We start from the raw sequence: 16,815 nt of genomic DNA on the forward strand, positions 1-16,815 counted from the left end.
CTGAACATTAGCCGCGCGGCTGTGAATGCAGAAAGTTCCAATTGAGGCATAACAAACAAAACGCCCGCGACCAATTGGTCGCGGGCGTTTCGAAAAAGAACGTCAGACAGTTGCCGGAGTGTTCTCGTCCATCTTCGGATCTTCGTTCGCGATTCGCTTGTTGCGAATGAGGCTGCTGATGAAAGCAGCGCCGATCAAGAAGACGCCGACCAAGCCGGTGATGATCTCGTTGATGTGAACGCCGATGGACACCATCAAGATAACGGCCAGAGCGCCGATGGCCCAGTGGGCACCGTGCTCGAGGTAGACGTAATCGGAGAGCGTTCCCTTGCGGACCAGGAAGACCGTGATGGAACGGACGAACATCGCGCCGACGAAGCCGAGGCCGAGGGCGATGATGATCGGGTCCGCCGTGATGGCGAACGCGCCGATGACGCCGTCGAAGGAGAAGGACGCGTCGAGGACCTCGAGGTAGAGGAACAGGAAGAAGCCGGCCTTGCCGGTTGCCTTCGCGAGCTGCGTGGGTCCGCCGGACTTGGCGCCCTCTTCCTCTTCGCCCTCTTCGGGGAGGTTGAACAGCTCACCCAAACCGTTGACCGCGATGTAGGTGATCATGCCCAGAACGCCCGAGATCATGACGGTCGAGACCTTGTCGTCAGCGGCGAGGAACGAACCACTCAGTACCAGGACGATGCCGGCCACGACGACCGAAAGCTGATCGAGCTTGCCGATGCGAGCGAGGGGCTTCTCGAGCCAGGACAACCAGGTGATTTCACGCTCTTCGAAGATGAAGCCGAGGAAGAGCATCAGCAGGAACATGCCACCGAAGGCAGCGATCTGCGGGTGAGCGTCGGTGAGGATGGTTTCGTAGCTCGGCTCGCCGTTGGCGAAGTACGCGGCGTCGTCAGCAGGCGGGTTGAGCGCGAGGTCGAGCGCAGCTACGGGTCCGAGCCCGGAAGCAGCCCAGACGATCACGAGCGGGAACACCAGGCGCATACCGAAGACAGCGATGATGACGCCGATGGTGAGGAAGATCTTCTGCCAGAATTCACTCATTCTTTGCAGAACAGTGGCGTTGATGACGGCGTTGTCGAACGAAAGCGAGATTTCCAGAATCGACAGGATGATGACGAGGAACAGTGCCTCGGGTCCGCCGTAGATGAACGCAACGATCATCGCGAGGATCGAAATTGCGATGGATAAACCGAATATTCGCAGTACCACGGAGCGTGGCCCTTTCTAGTTGGTCAATGCAGAGTGGTTACTGCAAGCGGTCTCTCACCGCATCCGAACGTGAAAACGGGGAGGGTTCCACAGACTACTGCGGAACCTTCCCCGAGTCAGCTCGTCGAGAGCGAAGATCAGACGTTGACGCCGTAATCGCGCGCGATGCCCGCGAGGCCGGACGCGTAGCCCTGGCCGATTGCGCGGAACTTCCACTCTGCACCGTTGCGGTACAGCTCACCGAAGACCATGGCGGTCTCGGTGGAAGCGTCCTCGGAGAGGTCGTAGCGAGCGAGCTCGTTGCCGTTCGACTTGTCGACGACGCGGATGTACGCGTTGCGGACCTGGCCGAAGGACTGCGAGCGAGCTTCTGCGTCGTAGATCGAGACGGGGAAGACAACGCTTTCGACCTCGGCGGGAACCGCTGCGAGGTTCACGTCGATCTGCTCGTCGTCGCCTTCGCCTTCGCCGTCCGTGTTGTCACCCTTGTGCTCGATCGAGCCGTCGGGCGAACGGAGGTTGTTGAAGAAGATGAAGTGCTGGTCGGAGAGGACCTTCTTGTTCGAGCCTGCGCCGATTGCGCTGGCGTCGAGGTCGAAAGCAGCTCCGGTGGTGGAACGCGCGTCCCAGCCCAGGCCGACGACCACTGCAGTCAGGTTCGGGGCCTCCTTCGTGAGAGAGACATTGCCGCCTTTGGTCAAGCTGACGCCCATTCAGGGGTCCTTTCAAGAGGAGAGACAAGGCCCACTACGACGCGAAGTCGTCTTGGGAGTGTGTTTACCTCCACCACCCTAACCGCAGTTCCGGTGTGTTCGCCGTAACAGCAGAATTACGAACCGAGAAGCGAAGTGCTGGACCCGTAGGATTCAATCGTGGTGGGAAGATGGTCGGAGCGCTTCAATCGGGGGGCAAGAGTGGGGGAGTCGGTCAGTCGTGCGCGGGAGGCGCAGACGGCCATGGTTTCGGCGTTCCTCGACATGGACAAGCGGCAGACAATCGCGTCGGCAGCAGTCGACGCTTCCGCCGAGCTGTACCCCGAGCGAGGGCTGCGCGCGGAGTGGGAACCCGTTCGTGACCGGTGCTACCAGGCAGCGTCGGACTACCTCGACACATCCGAGCGATACGGCAACGACCAGGTACTCCACCAGAACCCGAACGGAGCTCGGGCCGCATTCGAGAAGTCGGTAGCCGAACTCGTCGAAGCGGCACAGGGCGTCGACGCCTTCTACAACGGGAATCGCGCGCACCTCGAGCAGGCGACGGTCACGATGTCCGCCATTCCCGTTCTCGGCCAACAGGCCCGAACCCTGGCAAACGCCGTCCGGGAAAAACTTGCCGCTACCGATAAGCGATATCGCGAGTACCCGTCGGTGGCGACGGCCTCCGAACACCTCGACGATGCGGTTGCAGCGCTCGACCATGCGCGCACCTCCGGTCGTGCCGACGCCGTCCGCACCCGGGCCGAGAGTGTCCGCGAAGCGGTATCGGCGCTCGAGGAAGCGCTGGCAGAAGCCCCGTCGACCCAGCACCGTGCCGAGATGACGATCACCTCGGTCTCGACCAGGTTGTCGGCAGTCCGGACGCGAGTGGACCGACTCGACCCGGCGTACTCCGCATTGCTGCGCGAGTTCAACGCCGCGAGTTCTGCTGACCTCGTCGACAACAGCAGCCGCAGCCGAGCGCATATCGATCAGGCCGACATCGATCTCAAGGAAGCGAAGCAGTCGCTGGCTGCGGGAAACCCAGAACATGCACTGGCTTTGATGGCCGAAGCCCGAGTGCACCTCGCCGACGCCGAAGCGTGCGCCGACGCCGTGACGGACCGTCTCGCTACTCTGCGTGCAGTTCGGGCAGATCCGAGCCAAAAGGAACGTGAGGTTCGTTTCCGGTTGAAAGACGCTCAGATGTTCGCTGTTAACCAAGGGTTGGTGGCGGAGTGGGGCTCCGTACTCGATGCTCAACTAGCAAGGATCGAGCGAGCGAGTGCGTCACTGTCGGGAACTCATCCGGACTACTGGTCGTATGTATTACAGCTGGACTCGGTATCGACGTTCATCACCGAAGTTGTCGAGAAAATGCGGGCGCGAGCCGGCAAGAACTGAATGGTCGGGCCGATCGGGGGATCGGAGTTGCTCGACGCGTTGTCACAGGGGGTCGTTTCATGGACTTGATTGCGGTTACAGAGAGAAGAGAAATGCAGCACTTTCAACATCTCGAGGATGACGTGCGGGAGCAACTGTTCCTGCACGCGCCTCGATCGTTCGCGGATTCCGACGAGAGGGATCTGCTCGCGATTGCTCTGGGTGCAACTCTCTACGTTCCTGCCACCCGGGCCGGGTTGGCCGACATTGTGTCCAAGCGTGCGTCCGAGGGCGTCAGCTCGATGGTGCTCGATCTCGAAGACGCCGTCGCCGATCACGAGGTCGAATCGGCGCGAGCAAACGCGGTCGAAGCTCTCGACAAGATCGCGTCCACCGACGCCGTCGGAATGCTGCTGTTCGTGCGGGTTCGTGAAGTCGCGGACATCCACAAGGTCGCGGCGTCGTTGACCGAGGGGCGCGCAGCCCTCACTGGGTTCGTCATCCCGAAGTTCGGCAGCGAGTCCGGCCCCGTGTTCCTCGACGCCGTCGCGGACGCATCCGAGCTGCTGGGTAAGCATCTTTACGCGATGCCGGTGCTCGAATCACCCGCGCTGGTTCACCGCGATACGCGTGATCTCGAATTGCGCACCATCAGTGGGATTCTCGGGCAGCACCGCGATCGAATCCTTGCCGTCCGCATCGGCGCCACCGACATGTGCAGCACCTTCGGCATTCGTCGTGACCGCGATCTGACCATCTACGACGTGCGCGTGGTGGTCGACGTCATCGCCGACATCGTCAACTACCTCGGCCGCGCCGACGGTTCGGGTTTTGTCATCACCGGGCCCGTGTGGGAGTACTTCGCCGATCACGAACGCATGTTCCGGCCGATGCTCCGCGCCACTCCGTTCGAGGAACACGACGCTGTCCGGTTCCGTCAGCATCTCGTCAGCCGCGACCTCGACGGTCTGCTCCGCGAGATTGCGCTGGACCGGGCCAACGGAATCCAGGGCAAGACGGTCATCCACCCGTCGCACGTCGCGGCGGTCAATGCGCTGTCCGCGGTCACGCACGAGGAATATCACGATGCCCTCGACATTCTCGGTGCCGACGCCGGTGGAGTTCAGGCCTCCGGCTACCGGAACAAGATGAACGAGATGAAGCCGCATCGCAATTGGGCGCGGCAGACCGCGCTCCGCGCTCACGTGTTCGGTGTGACCAACAAGGGGATCACGTTTGTCGAGTTGCTGACGGCGTTGGTCGATCGATGACAGAGCTTGTCCAGTCCAAGGATGTTCCCTGGGCTACAGCAGAATTCGGCTTGGACCTCGTTCACGGTGATTCGTCACTCGGGCATTCGGTGCCCGATCTGGTGATCCCGGGTCTTCGACGGAATCCGCGCCGGGCGCACCTGCTGGTGTCCACCGTGCTGGGTAAGCACGTGCCCACCGAGCCGTCCGTGGTCATCGATGCTGCCGACGACCTCGGGGACTTGGTGCGAACCACCCTCGGTGACGGTGTGGACGTCGTCGTTCTCGGGTTTGCCGAAACTGCAACAGGTTTGGGTCACTGCGTCGCAGCTCGCCTCCACGCTCACTGCTACCTGCACTCCACGCGCCGAGACGTACCCGGTGCTACGACGCTCGCCGGGTTCGAGGAGGGGCACTCGCACGCCACGAGCCATCTGATGCAGCCGACGTCCGCCGAACTGTTCGAGAACGACCTGCCACTGGTCCTCGTCGACGACGAGATCTCCACCGGCGCCACCGCGATCGATGCCATCCGGGCGCTGCACGGGCAATGCCCGCGAAGCCGCTACGTCGTGGCCTCGCTGGTGGACATGAGAACCGAGGAACACCGTGCCGCCAGTGAGGCGGCGGCCGCGGAGTTGGGCGTGCGGATCGATTACGTCTCTCTCGCTTCGGGTTCGACCGTCCTGCCCGTCGGCCTGACCGAGCGTGTCACGGCTCTGGATGCTCCGGATCTCAATCCGATCGGTGACCGACGCGGCACGCTGTCCCGCCTGGATCTGCCGTGGCCAGCACATGTCCCTGACGGTGGCCGGCACGGATTTCTCGACGGCGACACCGAGGCATTCGAGTCAGCCGTCGAGGCAGCGGTGTCGCTTCTCGGATCATCGATCGACGCGTCGCGTGCTGTGATCGTGATCGGTCACGAGGAGTTGATGTACCTGCCACTGCGCATCGCGGCGGGCTTGGAAAGCTCTGGGCGAGCGGTTCGGTACCAGACCACGACTCGCTCACCCGCCTATGTCGTCGACGTTCCGGGATACCCGCTGCGCCGCGGGTTCACCTTTCCGGCACCGGAACTGGGTGAAAACGAGCCTCGATACGTCTACAACGCGCAGTGGCCTGATGCGGCGGTCGACGCGGTTGCATTGCTCGTGGTGGACGAGCCGGCCGACACCGATCGGTTGACGGCGATGGACGGAGTGGTCGAAGTGCTGCGAAACTCCGGCACCGACGTCTTGGTCGCCACCGTTCGCGGGGCCGATCCGTCGGCGCTGCGAGATTCCAGAGCAGGAGGGTCGTCATGAACGAACCATTGGTCGGACCCGATTTCGGTTCGTACTCGCCGGGTGAAGTGAAGTGGCTGCTCAAGGATCTCTCGCATGTGGATCTCGAAGCGGATGTTTCCGTGCGCGAGAAGCGCATTCAGTCGGGTGAGGCGCACTACGCGGAGTCCCTTCCCATCGAGTACCAACCCGATCAGGCGTACCGGGATCTGTTCGAGACGGTGCTCGCCGAGAGCGCTCCTCGCCTGGCACGCGCTGTCGGGACCGTGATGGACCTGGTGCTGGCCGAGCGGGGGAGTGACATCACGCTGGTCTCACTCGCCCGGGCCGGAACACCGATCGGGATTCTGATGCGCCGCTGGGCCCAGCAGACCCGCGGATTGACGCTGCCGCACTACGCGGTGTCCATCGTCCGTGGCAAGGGCATCGATTCCGTCGCACTCGATTATCTTGCGCACCATCACGACTCGGAGAACGTCGTCTTCGTCGACGGCTGGACGGGCAAAGGCGCCATCGCCCGCGAACTCGACGCAGCGTTGACGGAGTACCACGAGGCGGGCGGAGCGAAGTTCGATTCCGATCTGGCTGTTCTCGCAGACCCCGGCCACTGCGTGCGAACGTACGGAACCCGCGACGACTTCCTGATCGCGTCCGCGTGCCTCAATTCGACGGTGTCCGGGCTGGTCTCACGAACAGTCCTCAACGACACCCTCATCGGGCCGGGTGATTTCCACGGCGCCAAGTTCTACGCCGACCTCGCCGACGTCGACGTTTCCAACAGGTTGCTCGGCGTGGTCTCGGCCGAGTTCGACTCCGTCCGTGCCGATGTCGCGGATTCTCTTGCCGCAGTGCTCGATTCCGATCGGACGCCGACCTGGGCCGGTTGGGAGTCGGTGGAGAAGGTGCAGGTCGAATACGGGATATCGACGGTCAACTTCGTCAAACCCGGTGTCGGAGAAACAACAAGGGTGCTGCTGCGCCGGCTTCCCTGGAAGGTTCTGGTGCGCGAACTCGAAGCCCCGGAGCACGCACACATCCGGTTGTTGGCACAGGCCCGTGGGGTCCCGGTCGAGGTCGTCCATGATCTCGCCTACTCGTGTGTCGGGCTGATCAAGGACATCACGTGAGCCGTGTTGACACCGCTGCGTCCCAGGTCCTGATCGCCACGGATCTGGACCGCACGATGATCTATTCACAGGCCGCGATCGGCGGCGATCCCAGTGGCTCCGATCTGGATTCGGCCCCGAGCCCGCTGTGCGTCGAGTACTACAACGGCGGCCCGCTCTCACACATGAGCGTCGAATCGATCGAATTGCTGACTGCGCTCAGCTCGCGGGTTCCGGTGATTCCGACAACCACCAGGACCATTGCACAGTTCCAGCGGATCGACCTTCCCGGCGGACCGTGGAAGTACGCGATCACGAGCAACGGCGGAAACATCCTCGTAGACGGCGAAGCCGATCTCGAATGGCGAAACGAGATCGACCGTTCGACTCGCAAGGCCGGCGCCGAGTTGCCGCAGGTTCATGCGGAACTGGAATCGCGGATCGACTCGAGTTGGGTCAGCTCCATTCGTGTTGCCGACGATCTGTTTCCGTACCTGGTCGTCGATCTGGCCGTGATGCCGAGTGATTTCGAAACCGAATGGAATCACTGGTGCGTGACGCGGGGCTGGAACGTCTCGCGTCAAGGCCGGAAGATCTACACGATGCCCGACGCGGTCTCGAAGTCACGCGCGCTGGCAGAGGTGCGCCGCAGATTGGTCGAGTCGGGTGATCTGGATCAGTCAGCCGTCGTGATCTCGGCTGGTGACGGTGCGTTGGATGCGGACATGCTCGAATACTCCGATTTCGCGATCCGGCCGAGGCACGGTGAGCTGGAAGAACTGAATTGGCAACGGCCGACCGTTACTGTGACAGAAAGGTCCGGTATCGCAGCGAGCGCGGAGATATTGCGGTGGTTCTCTTCCGCGCTCGGGTAATACACGCTCTCTATGAAGGGGATTTAGTTGTCTGTATCGCTTGCCAAAGGGCAGAACGGCCCGCTGGACGTCTCGGATGTAGTTGTGTCGGTTCAGTTGGCTGCAGCCGCTGACCTGTCTGCACTCCTCGTGACGAGCAACGGAAAAGTTCGTTCCGACGCCGACTTCGTCTTCTTCAACCAGCCCACCGGACCCGGTGTGCAGTTGGTGCCCAACCCGGGTGGCATTGCCTCACTCCGAGTCTCACTCGCCGGCGTTCCGGCTGACATCGAGCAGGTTCGCGCCGTCATCACGCTCGACGACGCGTCGTCGAACTTCGGGCGCACTGCTGCACCGACCGCTCGGGTTTCCGACGCGACCGGGAACGTGTTGTACGAGTACGTGATCGACGGTCTCACCACCGAGTCCATCGTCATCGCACTCGAGGTGTACCGCCGCCAGGGCGCGTGGAAGGTGCGCGCTGTCGGCCAGGGTTACGCGGGTGGATTTGCCGCGCTGGTCACCGATCACGGTGTGTCCGTCGACGATGCGCCCGCGCCGCCGCCGCCCACTCCGGTCGCGGCTCCGGCTCCGATCACGCCGCCCTCGTCCGTCGCTCCTACTCCGCCGGCGTACAACCAGCCGCCGCAGCAGCAGCCTTCGTACAACGCGCCGCCGGTTCCGCCGGCCCCGCCCGCGTACAACCAGCCGCCTGCCTACAACCAGGGACCGACGCCGCCGGCCTACCCGCCGGCGCAGCAGCCTGCGTACAACCAGCAGCCGACTTACAACCAGGCACCCCCGGCGCCTCCCGTGCAGAACCAGCCGCCGGCGCAGCAGCCCGAGGTGAGCCTGGTCAAGGGACGTCCCGTCAGCCTGACCAAGGGCCAGAAGGTCACGCTCCGCAAGGAGGGCGGCGTCGCGCTCACCATGATCCAGATGGGTCTGGGTTGGGATCCGATCAAGAAGAGCGGCCTGTTCGGAAGCCGGACGGCCGACGTCGACCTCGACGCTTCTGCTCTCCTCTACGCCGACGGCAATCTCGTCGACGTCTGTTACTACGGTCAGCTGACGTCCAAGGACGGCTCCGTCCGTCACATGGGTGACAACCTGACCGGCGACGGCGACGGAGACGACGAGGTCATGCTCGTCGATCTGCAGCGAGTCCCGGCTCACGTGACCACCGTGATCTTCACCGTGACCTCGTACCGCGGACACACGTTCGAGCAGGTCTCGAATGCTTTCTGCCGTCTCGTGGACAGCACCACCAACTCCGAGCTCGCCCGGTACACGCTCCAGGGCGGCATGGCTTTCACCGGAATGGTGATGGCAAAGGTGTACCGCGTGAACGGTGAATGGAAGCTGCAGGCCATCGGTGAAGGCATCCAGGCCAAGCACGCAGGAGAAGCTGCGCCGCAGCTAGGCCGCTTCCTCACTGCTTGAGTCGAAACTGCATAAGCTCTGACGAATCCGGTTCGGCGGTAGGTGATTTCGATCGCCATCTGCCGAACCGGACATCGTTGTCCACTCTGTGCGTTAACCTCAGGCGGCATGTCGAGCCGTCAGTCGAGCGGCCGAGCGCGAGAGGACTTGGCACAGTAGATGATCATTCGAGGGAAACGTCTCGGTCGGGCGGCGGCTGTCGCAGGCGTTGTGCTGGCGCTCGTGAGCACCGGGATCGCGCAGGCTTCGGTGCCGCAGTCGGAAACGCTGTCAGGTGGATCCGAGACCGGGATCAAGTACGTCGCCCTCGGTGATTCCCGCGCTTCCGGCCCAAGGCTGGAACCGATGTACCCCGACGCCTGTTCGCGTTCGTACGAGAACTTCGCGGGCAAGATCTCGCGGGCACTCGAGGTCGCCGAGTTCGCCGACGTCTCCTGCAGTGCGGCCCGCGCCGAGAACATCATCGACACCCCGCAACTGATTCCGAACTACTGGCCGGTCCAGCTCGATGCCGTCCACCCGGACACCGACCTGATCACCATCTCGATCGGCGGCAACGATTCCAACAGCATTTTCCTCGGCCCTCTGTGCGTCGCTCCGGGACCAGGAACCGATCGTGGATGTCGATACGACCCGCTCGCGAATTCCGTCGCCCAATCCGGAATCGACCGCGCTGCCGGAGAATTGGATCGCATCCTGACCGCGGTCACGCAGCGCGCGCCGAACGCTCGCATCTACCTGATCGGAGAGGGCGGCATGATTTCCTCTCGCGGATGCTGGCCGAACATCCCGTTCTCCGACGCCGACGCAGCCTGGTTCATGGACTATTTCGCGCGCTACAACACGAAGTTCGACGAGGTCGCCCATGCCCACGGTGTGCGCACTGTCGACATTGCGGCGGCGAGCATCGCCGGCGGGCACGACGCGTGCGCGAGTGCAGATCAGCGTTGGTTCGAGGGCCTGTTCTCGGAGTCGACGGCGCAGCGCTTGCACTTCACGGACGCCGGGATGACCGCGGTGGCCGATCTAGTGGTGGCGGACGTGCAAGGCTGACCGAGAGAGCCCGGTCATGGCATAGTTCGCTGCTGTGGGTATGACTTTTGTTCCCGGACAGAACGCGCCGCTGCCGGCGCCCGTGGTGACGTTTCGAGCCGAGAGCCAGACGCCGTTCGACGTGTCGGCGCTGGTAGCGGACGCGAACCTGCGGGCATTGACGTCCGCGGACTTCGTTTTCTACAACCAACCGTCCACCGCTGGAGTGCAACTCGACGAGAGTGGCATCCGGGTGGAGCTCGATCGACTTCACCCCGCTGCGGCAGCCGTGTTGTGCATCGTGAGCGTGGATCCGGCAGCGACGGCCGCGGGCGTTTTTCGCGCAGCCGGGCTCTCCGCCACCCTGAGCGATCAATCCGGTTCGGTCCTGGCCGAATTCGCGATCCCCACCGCAGGCACCGAAACAGCGGTCATCTGCTGGGAGCTGTATCGAAAGTCCGGTGCGTGGAAGATCCGGGCCGTCGGGCAGGGCTATTCGGGTGGTTTGGCGGAACTGATCTCGGTGCACGGCGTCGAGGTGGACGACGAGCCGGCACAACCAGCCCCGACGGCTGCGCCCGCGTGGGATTCCGCGGTGGAGCCGTTGGAGGTGGGCCGGGGCCTGGAGCGTGCGTGGATGATCTTCGAGGACGCTTCGCGATCTGCCGCTTCCTTCGTCTCCAGCAGCGAGTACGCGCTGGCTCGGTTGGACGAGGATCTGACCGCAGCCGTCGCAGATCCGTCGCTGCGGAACTCGGCAGCGGGAGTGGCGGCGCGTGACGCCGCACAGAAGCGTCACGACGACCTCGTCTCACTCGCGCGGGACAACCACGCCCGAGACAGCGCCCAGCTTGCACACGAACTCGGCGTGATCGACGGCGTGCTCCCACGGTCGATGGCGTCGTGGAAGTCGGTGTCGTGGGCAGGTGCAACTGATCCGGCGCAGATCACGGCCGTCAGCGACGGAATGCGCCTTGGCGAGCTTACGGCTCCGGACCGCGGCACGCTCACCGTTCCGTACTGCGTCCCGCTGCCGCTGCGTCGGCCGATCTGGGTGGACAGTACGTCGAGCAAAGCAGCGCTCGGTCTGATCAGTGCCGTCACCGTGCGCGTCATGGCCGCAGGCCCGATGCCGCTACTCGACGTCGTCGATCTGACCGGCTCGCTCACACCATTGACCGATCGACTGGCACCGATGCTCGCGGGGCCGGTCATCACCGCTCACACCGAGATCTCGGCGCGCTTGCGGGCACTGGCCGAGGCCGTCGACATGGGCGAACTCGCGCGAATGAGTGGCGTCGCCGATGGCCCGAGTTCCCTTCGCCTGTTGATTCTCAGCGATTTCCCGCACGGATACTCCGCCGAAGACGCACAGACCATCATGTTCCTCGCCGAACGCGGGCCGGGAATCGGTTTGTCCATACTGATTGTCGGAGAGGACGAGTCGAACTTCGCGGAAGAATCCGTCGCCGCACTGTCCGAGGGGTGCCAACATCTTTCGGCAGCAGGGCAGACGGAGGTTCACGATCCGTGGACCCGCACGCAATGGCACTTCACCCCGGACGTGCTCGACCCGATCTCCGAGTCGCGAATTCTGGCAGTGTTCGACCGCACCTAGTGGCCGATGGCGGATTGCCGAGCGCACAGGCAGAGTGGTGGTACGACCACGCGCGGTGTGTGGCGGCAATACTCGAGGAGACTCATGGCATTCTGGGATCAGTTGAAGGCTAAGGCTCAGGAGATGAACGGCCAGCTCAAGACAAAGACCAGCCAGTTCCAGAACAAGGAATTCAAGAACGCGAGCATGGCAATGTGCGCGTTGATCGCCGCCGCAGACGGTTCGATCGATCCGTCGGAGCGTCAGAAGACCGCCGCGCTGATCATGAGCAACGAGTCGCTCGCGGTCTTCCCGCCGGACGAGCTTCGTGAGCAGTTCGACTGGTACTGCAGCAAGCTGTCCTCGGACTACGAGTTCGGCAAGGTCGAGGCAACCGCAACCATTGCCAAGCTCAAGTCGAAGCAAGATCAGGCCCGCGCGGTCATCCAGATCGGCATCATCATCGGCGGCGCGGACGGCAACTTCGACGAGCACGAGCGCGGCGTCGTACGCGACATGTGTTTTGCAGTCGGAATCTCTCCGGCCGAGTTCGATCTCTGATCGATTCAGAGCATGAAAGCGGGTGCGGCGCGAAAGCGCTGCACCCGCTTTTCTTTTCAGTATTCGGGATAACCGTCCTCGGGTCCCAGCATGCGCTCGATCCTCGTCCGCGTGATCTTGGCGAGCTCGTCGACGCAGACCTTGCGCTCGACGGACCGTTCGTTGGACATGCGCTGGCCGATGTTCTCGAGCAGGTCGTCGGCGTCGTGGCCGTGCGAACACCACAGATACCGGAAGCCGAAGTTCCGCTCGTACTCCTCGCCGGCGCGATAGATGGTGGCCATGACGGCGTCGTCCGGAACCCAGATCGAGCATTGCTCGAGGTGGGACGGCACGCTGTTCTTGCGCACGCCGATCGGTGGATGGCATTGCAGGGCGCGTTCGACGTCGACGTCCGAGAGGTTGAGAATCGCGTCCTCGGCTCGCGAGAGGATCTCCGCGTGACTGGCGAACGGACGTCCGTCGCTGACCCACCCGGCCCACGTCAGCGAGCAGCAGCACTCGAACAGTGCGTGAACCGCCTTCTGTCGCGGTAGTTCGTTGAAGCGCTCCAACCCGATCGATTGATGTAGCAGCATGTGACCTCCCGGCCCGTTGTGCCTTCAGGCGCGCTCGACATGCCGCACGGTAACCAGACGTGCGGCCAATTCGATAATCCGCCGCTTCACCTGGGAAAGGAAGGTTTGCTCACCGAGTTTTCAGGTTCTTAACGCGGCGTAATGAGCTGACCCACACAACGCAGGAACCCACGAGCGGCAACCGGCGAGGCTCAGAGTTGTCGAGTGCAGCATCGATGCCGTGCTCGACGACCCACGATTCGAGCAGCCCCTACTAGGCGTAGTGGTGCCTGTAGCGTCCATGCCATGGGCTCTCGGGATTCCCGGCGATGGGGATATGCGCTGACGGCATTGGCGGTCGTCGCAGCCGGTATCTCGGTCTTCGGCCCACAGAGCTTCCCAGGGCGAGAACCGACATTCACCGGGGTCAAAGCCTGGAACATCGATCCCGACGGCACCATCACTGAGATTACGGATTCGGACCTCGTTGCCGAAACCACATTCGAGGACCCGCCGCCGCTCCGGGCAAGCGCGGTCGTCCGTGAGTTCCACGCCGATGAGGGCTGGGGTGTACTCGACGCCGCCGAAATTCCCGGCGGTTGTTGGGTGTTCTACTCCGAGATTGTGGCGACTGGGTACCGCGTCCTGACTCCAGGCCAGCTAGTGGACCTCGAATACGAGGATCTCGTTGCGCAGTACGGTTCCGACGCGCACCAGGATGGCTACCGTTATCGTGCTACGTCCGTCCATCCGTGAGCCGCGCTGGTCTGGTAACGCGGATGTGGACCGCTTTTGGTGTGCGATGTGGAATACCGGGAGTACACCGACGGCGGACTCAGACACCCAGCATTCAAAGGTTTGCGCCCGACAAGTCCGCTGACGAAGTCAACCTGCCGGGGCGTCACTGAGTCAGTGCAACAGTGCAGGTGAGGAGGATTCGCAGATGGACAATTGGTGGTTGTATTGGAGTCCGTTTCCGCAGCCGGTCCGTGAGTGGCTGTGGATGATCGTGCAGCAGGTTTGGCCTAGCTGAGAATGGGTCATAGCCATCATTCACGCCCTGCCCTCGTACAGATCAGCTGCGGTATTTATGGTCAACCCGGAACCGAAATGCGGGCCACCGCCGAGGTAGTAGATCCCGGAAATCCGCTTGGGATAGGAGTTGGCATCGACGATCGCCTCGGACCAGGCGTCTAGGTAGGAGAGCAGTTCGTCGAGGTCGTCGCCGAGCGCATCGAGTCGACAACCTGCGGTGTCGCTTCCATACGTGGTGAATTTGGGTTGGTGAAGCACATGCCGCTTCAGCACAAGGCCGCGAGGTCGGTAGTGAGAAGGGTAAAAATTACCGGGTGCGCGACAACTGAACTCCGCTGCGCCAGACAACGAACCCAGTGAGCGCTCCGACCGCAGCGCTGGCCAGCAGCCCGACGATGAGATACAGCGTCGGGCTCTCATCACTGCCAGGGCAGAGGGAGATCGTAGGTAAGTTAGTCGGATCCGTGATCTGTGATGTCAGAGGTGCGTACGAAGTGCAATGGGTCGGTTGCCCGAGCCACCAAAGCACGAAGCCAACGCAGATAAGACCCCCAATCAAGAAGGTTGCAGCCCCCGCTGCGATCAACGTACGCATCTCATCATCCTTCCATGGTCCTCCAACGGAAAGGATGATTGTGGAACAGATTTGGTCTGGCTGAGTCTGCGGCCGGTCGGCGGCGGAATACGATCTTGTAACACCCGGGGCGAGAGGATCACAAGATGTCGGAACGCATCAATTTCGCCTACGTACGGTCCACCCCGCAGTGGGATGCGCACGTACTGCGCAGTGGTCAGGTCTTGCGGCTGGCTGTCGAACAAATTCCGGACCCGGTATTGAGGGAGAAGCTGGATGCCCTGAATCGTCCTGAACGATCACGCACCGAACAACTGATTCGTAGCCGAGATCTCCCCGACTGGCGACGACTCCCGCAAGCCGATTCCAACCTTCGCGCTTCATACGACATATCCCTACCGTTCCCCGCCGACCCCTGCTTCGATCTCCGGTTGACCAACCTGCAGCTATTTCGTACTGGGCTCGCATTCCATGTCGTAGCGCACGAACCTACGCCCGAGGAGATGCCCTCCCTCGCCCAGCCGAGCAACGAGCAGATGAATTTCGGATCCCGGATCAAACCCGGTGAACCGCACAGAATTAGACTCATTGTCGACACCATCACCGGGCCGATTCTCGCGAACTCGACCCACCCCGGTGACTACCCCGACGACCCGAATGAGCCTTGGTTGTACGGTGGCCGTTCGTGGCGTGGTATCGCCGAGAACCTGTTCGGGATCACCACCGGCGGCGAATACTTTCTCAGCCCGCCACCTCAGGGGCCCTTGTGGATCACCGTGGCATATCCCGAGTTCGGCCTGGCTCCGACAACGATCGAATTCGAGTTGCCGCAATTGCTGTGAAGGAATACTGCACGTTTCGAATGCTGCGCATTCGCAGTCAACCCACAGGGTCGTCATTGTGAGTCGGTGCGACAGTGCAATTGCGGTCCAATCGAAGCGCGGCAGAACTATCCTGGTGATTCGGTTCTCGTCATCCGCGTATCGCTTGTCGGTTCAGCAGGTCGACTTCGCAGCCCGGTGCGGCTGGATTGAAATCGTGCTCGATCAGCCAACGGACACCTCTCAAGCTGCGCAACGACCACCACGCCTGGATGACCTCGAGGTCGACGTCAGCGCCGTAGCCCTCAACGACGTTATCGAGATGTTCCGGGTGGCCGAGGGTCAGTGTTGCGAGGTCGTACAAGGGATCACCTTGGGTTGCTTCGGACCAGTCGATGACACCGGTGACCTCGTCGCCGGCGACGAACATATGGGAGGCTTGGAGATCACCGTGTGTGAACACCGGAGTCCACGACCTGAGCGCAATCTCGGCAATCCGACGGTTGGATGCAATCACGCCGGTGGCAACGGCCCCGCTCCTGGTCAGCCATGCACATTCGCGGTCCAGTTCTGAGGCGATGTCGTCGAGACTACGGCCGGGCCAGGGCGGCAACGGTGCGTCGTGCAGCATTCGAACGGCGGCACCTGCTGCGGCCCACGCCGCTGAAGACGCGGTCGACGGTTCGCCGAGGCGACCGAGCGCGTTTCCCCGCAGTGCGGCGAGCGCGAGCACGGGCGGCTTGCGCCACAGAATCTGCGCCGTGGGGATTGGGGCTCGAAGCATTGCTTCGACCTCGACGTCGGTATTCGACTGATCGGCGTCGATCTTGAGGAACACCTCGCCGACCCGCAGAGTCGCGCGCTCGTTATGGGCGACGACGACCTCGACTTCTGTCACGTCGACAATTGTGACTGAGATGGGCTCTGGCGTCGGGGGGTTATCGTGCGCATGCGATCGTGATCGGTTGTTCGAGCTCACTCGTTCGGGTCCGAGCGGGGTGGGATCGTTGCTGCCACCTGAGACGAGGTGACGCAGAACGGGTGCCCGGCGGGATCGAAGAAGACCCGAAACCGCTGACCACCCGGTTGGTGAGAAGCGAGTTCTGCACCGAGATCACACAGCTGCTGTTCAGCTTCAGGAAGGTTGTCGACACTGAAGTCGAGGTGAAGTCGACGAGGCGCGTCCGGGTTGGGCCACCGGTCTGGCACATGATTGTCAACGCGTTGGAAATCAATGCGGACATCCTGCTCACTCGTGAGCACAACGAAATCCGGGTTACCTGAACGAAGTTGTCCACCAAGGAACTTCTGATAAAACTCGGCTAGTTCTCTGGGCTGCGGGCAGTCGACGGTCACGGCGAACAACTTTGCAGAAAGCGGCATGCGACAGTTCT

At 62.6% G+C, this 16,815-nt stretch carries 17 protein-coding genes; 11 read left to right on the forward strand and 6 right to left on the reverse strand.

Translation table 11 applies throughout. The annotated features are described in order from the left end of the window. Positions 1-102: 102 nt before the first annotated feature. On the reverse strand, positions 103-1,224 hold the full coding sequence (locus ACFWEM_RS15215) for a DUF475 domain-containing protein (RefSeq protein WP_378534730.1): 1,122 nt from the start codon (positions 1,222-1,224) through the stop codon (positions 103-105). A 137-nt stretch (positions 1,225-1,361) separates the two neighbouring features. After that, positions 1,362-1,937, reverse strand: a complete 576-nt coding sequence (locus tag ACFWEM_RS15220) for a TerD family protein (protein ID WP_003941199.1) — start codon at positions 1,935-1,937, stop codon at positions 1,362-1,364. Positions 1,938-2,180: 243 nt separating this feature from the next. Between ACFWEM_RS15220 and ACFWEM_RS15225 the strand changes: the two genes are divergently transcribed. The 9 genes from ACFWEM_RS15225 (at position 2,181) to ACFWEM_RS15265 (ending at position 12,434) form a co-directional block, all read left to right on the forward strand. Then, a complete protein-coding gene (locus tag ACFWEM_RS15225; protein ID WP_378534732.1) occupies positions 2,181-3,326 on the forward strand; it encodes a hypothetical protein in 1,146 nt (381 codons plus the stop codon). Positions 3,327-3,418: 92 nt separating this feature from the next. Then, a complete protein-coding gene (locus ACFWEM_RS15230; protein WP_378534734.1) occupies positions 3,419-4,576 on the forward strand; it encodes an HpcH/HpaI aldolase/citrate lyase family protein in 1,158 nt (385 codons plus the stop codon). Beyond that, the gene (locus tag ACFWEM_RS15235) at positions 4,573-5,862 is read left to right on the forward strand and encodes a phosphoribosyltransferase family protein (protein ID WP_378534736.1); all 1,290 of its coding nucleotides are present in this window, start codon (positions 4,573-4,575) and stop codon (positions 5,860-5,862) included. The genes ACFWEM_RS15230 and ACFWEM_RS15235 overlap by 4 nt, the downstream gene beginning before the upstream one ends. Next, positions 5,859-6,968, forward strand: coding sequence for a cysteine protease StiP family protein (locus tag ACFWEM_RS15240; protein ID WP_378534738.1), 1,110 nt, complete (start codon positions 5,859-5,861; stop codon positions 6,966-6,968). The genes ACFWEM_RS15235 and ACFWEM_RS15240 overlap by 4 nt, the downstream gene beginning before the upstream one ends. Next, positions 6,965-7,822: an HAD family hydrolase gene (locus ACFWEM_RS15245; RefSeq protein ID WP_378534740.1), complete on the forward strand. Its 858-nt coding sequence runs from the start codon at positions 6,965-6,967 to the stop codon at positions 7,820-7,822. The genes ACFWEM_RS15240 and ACFWEM_RS15245 overlap by 4 nt, the downstream gene beginning before the upstream one ends. Positions 7,823-7,849: 27 nt before the next feature. Further along, positions 7,850-9,244, forward strand: a complete 1,395-nt coding sequence (locus ACFWEM_RS15250) for a TerD family protein (RefSeq protein ID WP_378534742.1) — start codon at positions 7,850-7,852, stop codon at positions 9,242-9,244. 159 nt (positions 9,245-9,403) lie between these two features. Continuing rightward, positions 9,404-10,297, forward strand: coding sequence for an SGNH/GDSL hydrolase family protein (locus ACFWEM_RS15255; RefSeq protein ID WP_378534744.1), 894 nt, complete (start codon positions 9,404-9,406; stop codon positions 10,295-10,297). Between the two features lie 40 nt (positions 10,298-10,337). After that, on the forward strand, positions 10,338-11,894 hold the full coding sequence (locus ACFWEM_RS15260) for a TerD family protein (protein WP_378534746.1): 1,557 nt from the start codon (positions 10,338-10,340) through the stop codon (positions 11,892-11,894). An 84-nt stretch (positions 11,895-11,978) separates the two neighbouring features. After that, a complete protein-coding gene (locus ACFWEM_RS15265) occupies positions 11,979-12,434 on the forward strand; it encodes a tellurite resistance TerB family protein (protein ID WP_003941110.1) in 456 nt (151 codons plus the stop codon). A gap of 56 nt (positions 12,435-12,490) precedes the next feature. On the opposite strand, the gene ACFWEM_RS15270 is transcribed toward ACFWEM_RS15265, so the two are convergent. Continuing rightward, entirely contained in the window at positions 12,491-13,012 is a 522-nt protein-coding gene (locus ACFWEM_RS15270; RefSeq protein ID WP_209448315.1) for a 2-oxo-4-hydroxy-4-carboxy-5-ureidoimidazoline decarboxylase, read from the reverse strand. Between the two features lie 285 nt (positions 13,013-13,297). Here ACFWEM_RS15270 and ACFWEM_RS15275 point away from each other — a divergent pair, with 285 nt between their 5' ends. After that, a complete protein-coding gene (locus tag ACFWEM_RS15275; RefSeq protein ID WP_209448316.1) occupies positions 13,298-13,747 on the forward strand; it encodes a hypothetical protein in 450 nt (149 codons plus the stop codon). A gap of 297 nt (positions 13,748-14,044) precedes the next feature. Here ACFWEM_RS15275 and ACFWEM_RS15280 read toward each other — a convergent pair whose 3' ends face one another. Next, positions 14,045-14,284 carry a hypothetical protein gene (locus ACFWEM_RS15280; RefSeq protein WP_333829481.1) on the reverse strand — a complete coding sequence of 80 codons (240 nt, stop codon included), beginning with the start codon at positions 14,282-14,284 and terminating at the stop codon, positions 14,045-14,047. A gap of 462 nt (positions 14,285-14,746) precedes the next feature. Here ACFWEM_RS15280 and ACFWEM_RS15285 point away from each other — a divergent pair, with 462 nt between their 5' ends. After that, positions 14,747-15,442 (forward strand): hypothetical protein, encoded by a 696-nt coding sequence (locus ACFWEM_RS15285; protein WP_209448318.1) that lies wholly within the window; start codon positions 14,747-14,749, stop codon positions 15,440-15,442. Between the two features lie 130 nt (positions 15,443-15,572). Here ACFWEM_RS15285 and ACFWEM_RS15290 read toward each other — a convergent pair whose 3' ends face one another. Both ACFWEM_RS15290 and ACFWEM_RS15295 read right to left on the reverse strand, forming a co-directional pair. Then, positions 15,573-16,319 (reverse strand): phosphotransferase family protein, encoded by a 747-nt coding sequence (locus ACFWEM_RS15290; RefSeq protein WP_256083042.1) that lies wholly within the window; start codon positions 16,317-16,319, stop codon positions 15,573-15,575. Between the two features lie 77 nt (positions 16,320-16,396). After that, positions 16,397-16,804 carry a VOC family protein gene (locus ACFWEM_RS15295; RefSeq protein ID WP_209448320.1) on the reverse strand — a complete coding sequence of 136 codons (408 nt, stop codon included), beginning with the start codon at positions 16,802-16,804 and terminating at the stop codon, positions 16,397-16,399. Between the last annotated feature and the right edge of the window lie 11 nt (positions 16,805-16,815).

Origin of the sequence: Rhodococcus sp. NPDC060176 (genome assembly GCF_042728675.1) — a bacterium.
Classification (GTDB): domain Bacteria; phylum Actinomycetota; class Actinomycetes; order Mycobacteriales; family Mycobacteriaceae; genus Rhodococcus_F.

Coding starts and splice junctions, on each gene's coding strand:
- ACFWEM_RS15275 (WP_209448316.1), top strand. CDS start 13,298: ATGGGCTCTCGGGATTCCCGGCGATGGGGATATGCGCTGACGGCATTG.
- ACFWEM_RS15260 (WP_378534746.1), top strand. CDS start 10,338: ATGACTTTTGTTCCCGGACAGAACGCGCCGCTGCCGGCGCCCGTGGTG.
- ACFWEM_RS15265 (WP_003941110.1), top strand. CDS start 11,979: ATGGCATTCTGGGATCAGTTGAAGGCTAAGGCTCAGGAGATGAACGGC.
- ACFWEM_RS15230 (WP_378534734.1), top strand. CDS start 3,419: ATGCAGCACTTTCAACATCTCGAGGATGACGTGCGGGAGCAACTGTTC.
- ACFWEM_RS15255 (WP_378534744.1), top strand. CDS start 9,404: ATGATCATTCGAGGGAAACGTCTCGGTCGGGCGGCGGCTGTCGCAGGC.
- ACFWEM_RS15225 (WP_378534732.1), top strand. CDS start 2,181: ATGGTTTCGGCGTTCCTCGACATGGACAAGCGGCAGACAATCGCGTCG.
- ACFWEM_RS15285 (WP_209448318.1), top strand. CDS start 14,747: ATGTCGGAACGCATCAATTTCGCCTACGTACGGTCCACCCCGCAGTGG.
- ACFWEM_RS15270 (WP_209448315.1), bottom strand. CDS start 13,012: ATGCTGCTACATCAATCGATCGGGTTGGAGCGCTTCAACGAACTACCG.
- ACFWEM_RS15295 (WP_209448320.1), bottom strand. CDS start 16,804: ATGCCGCTTTCTGCAAAGTTGTTCGCCGTGACCGTCGACTGCCCGCAG.
- ACFWEM_RS15220 (WP_003941199.1), bottom strand. CDS start 1,937: ATGGGCGTCAGCTTGACCAAAGGCGGCAATGTCTCTCTCACGAAGGAG.
- ACFWEM_RS15235 (WP_378534736.1), top strand. CDS start 4,573: ATGACAGAGCTTGTCCAGTCCAAGGATGTTCCCTGGGCTACAGCAGAA.
- ACFWEM_RS15240 (WP_378534738.1), top strand. CDS start 5,859: ATGAACGAACCATTGGTCGGACCCGATTTCGGTTCGTACTCGCCGGGT.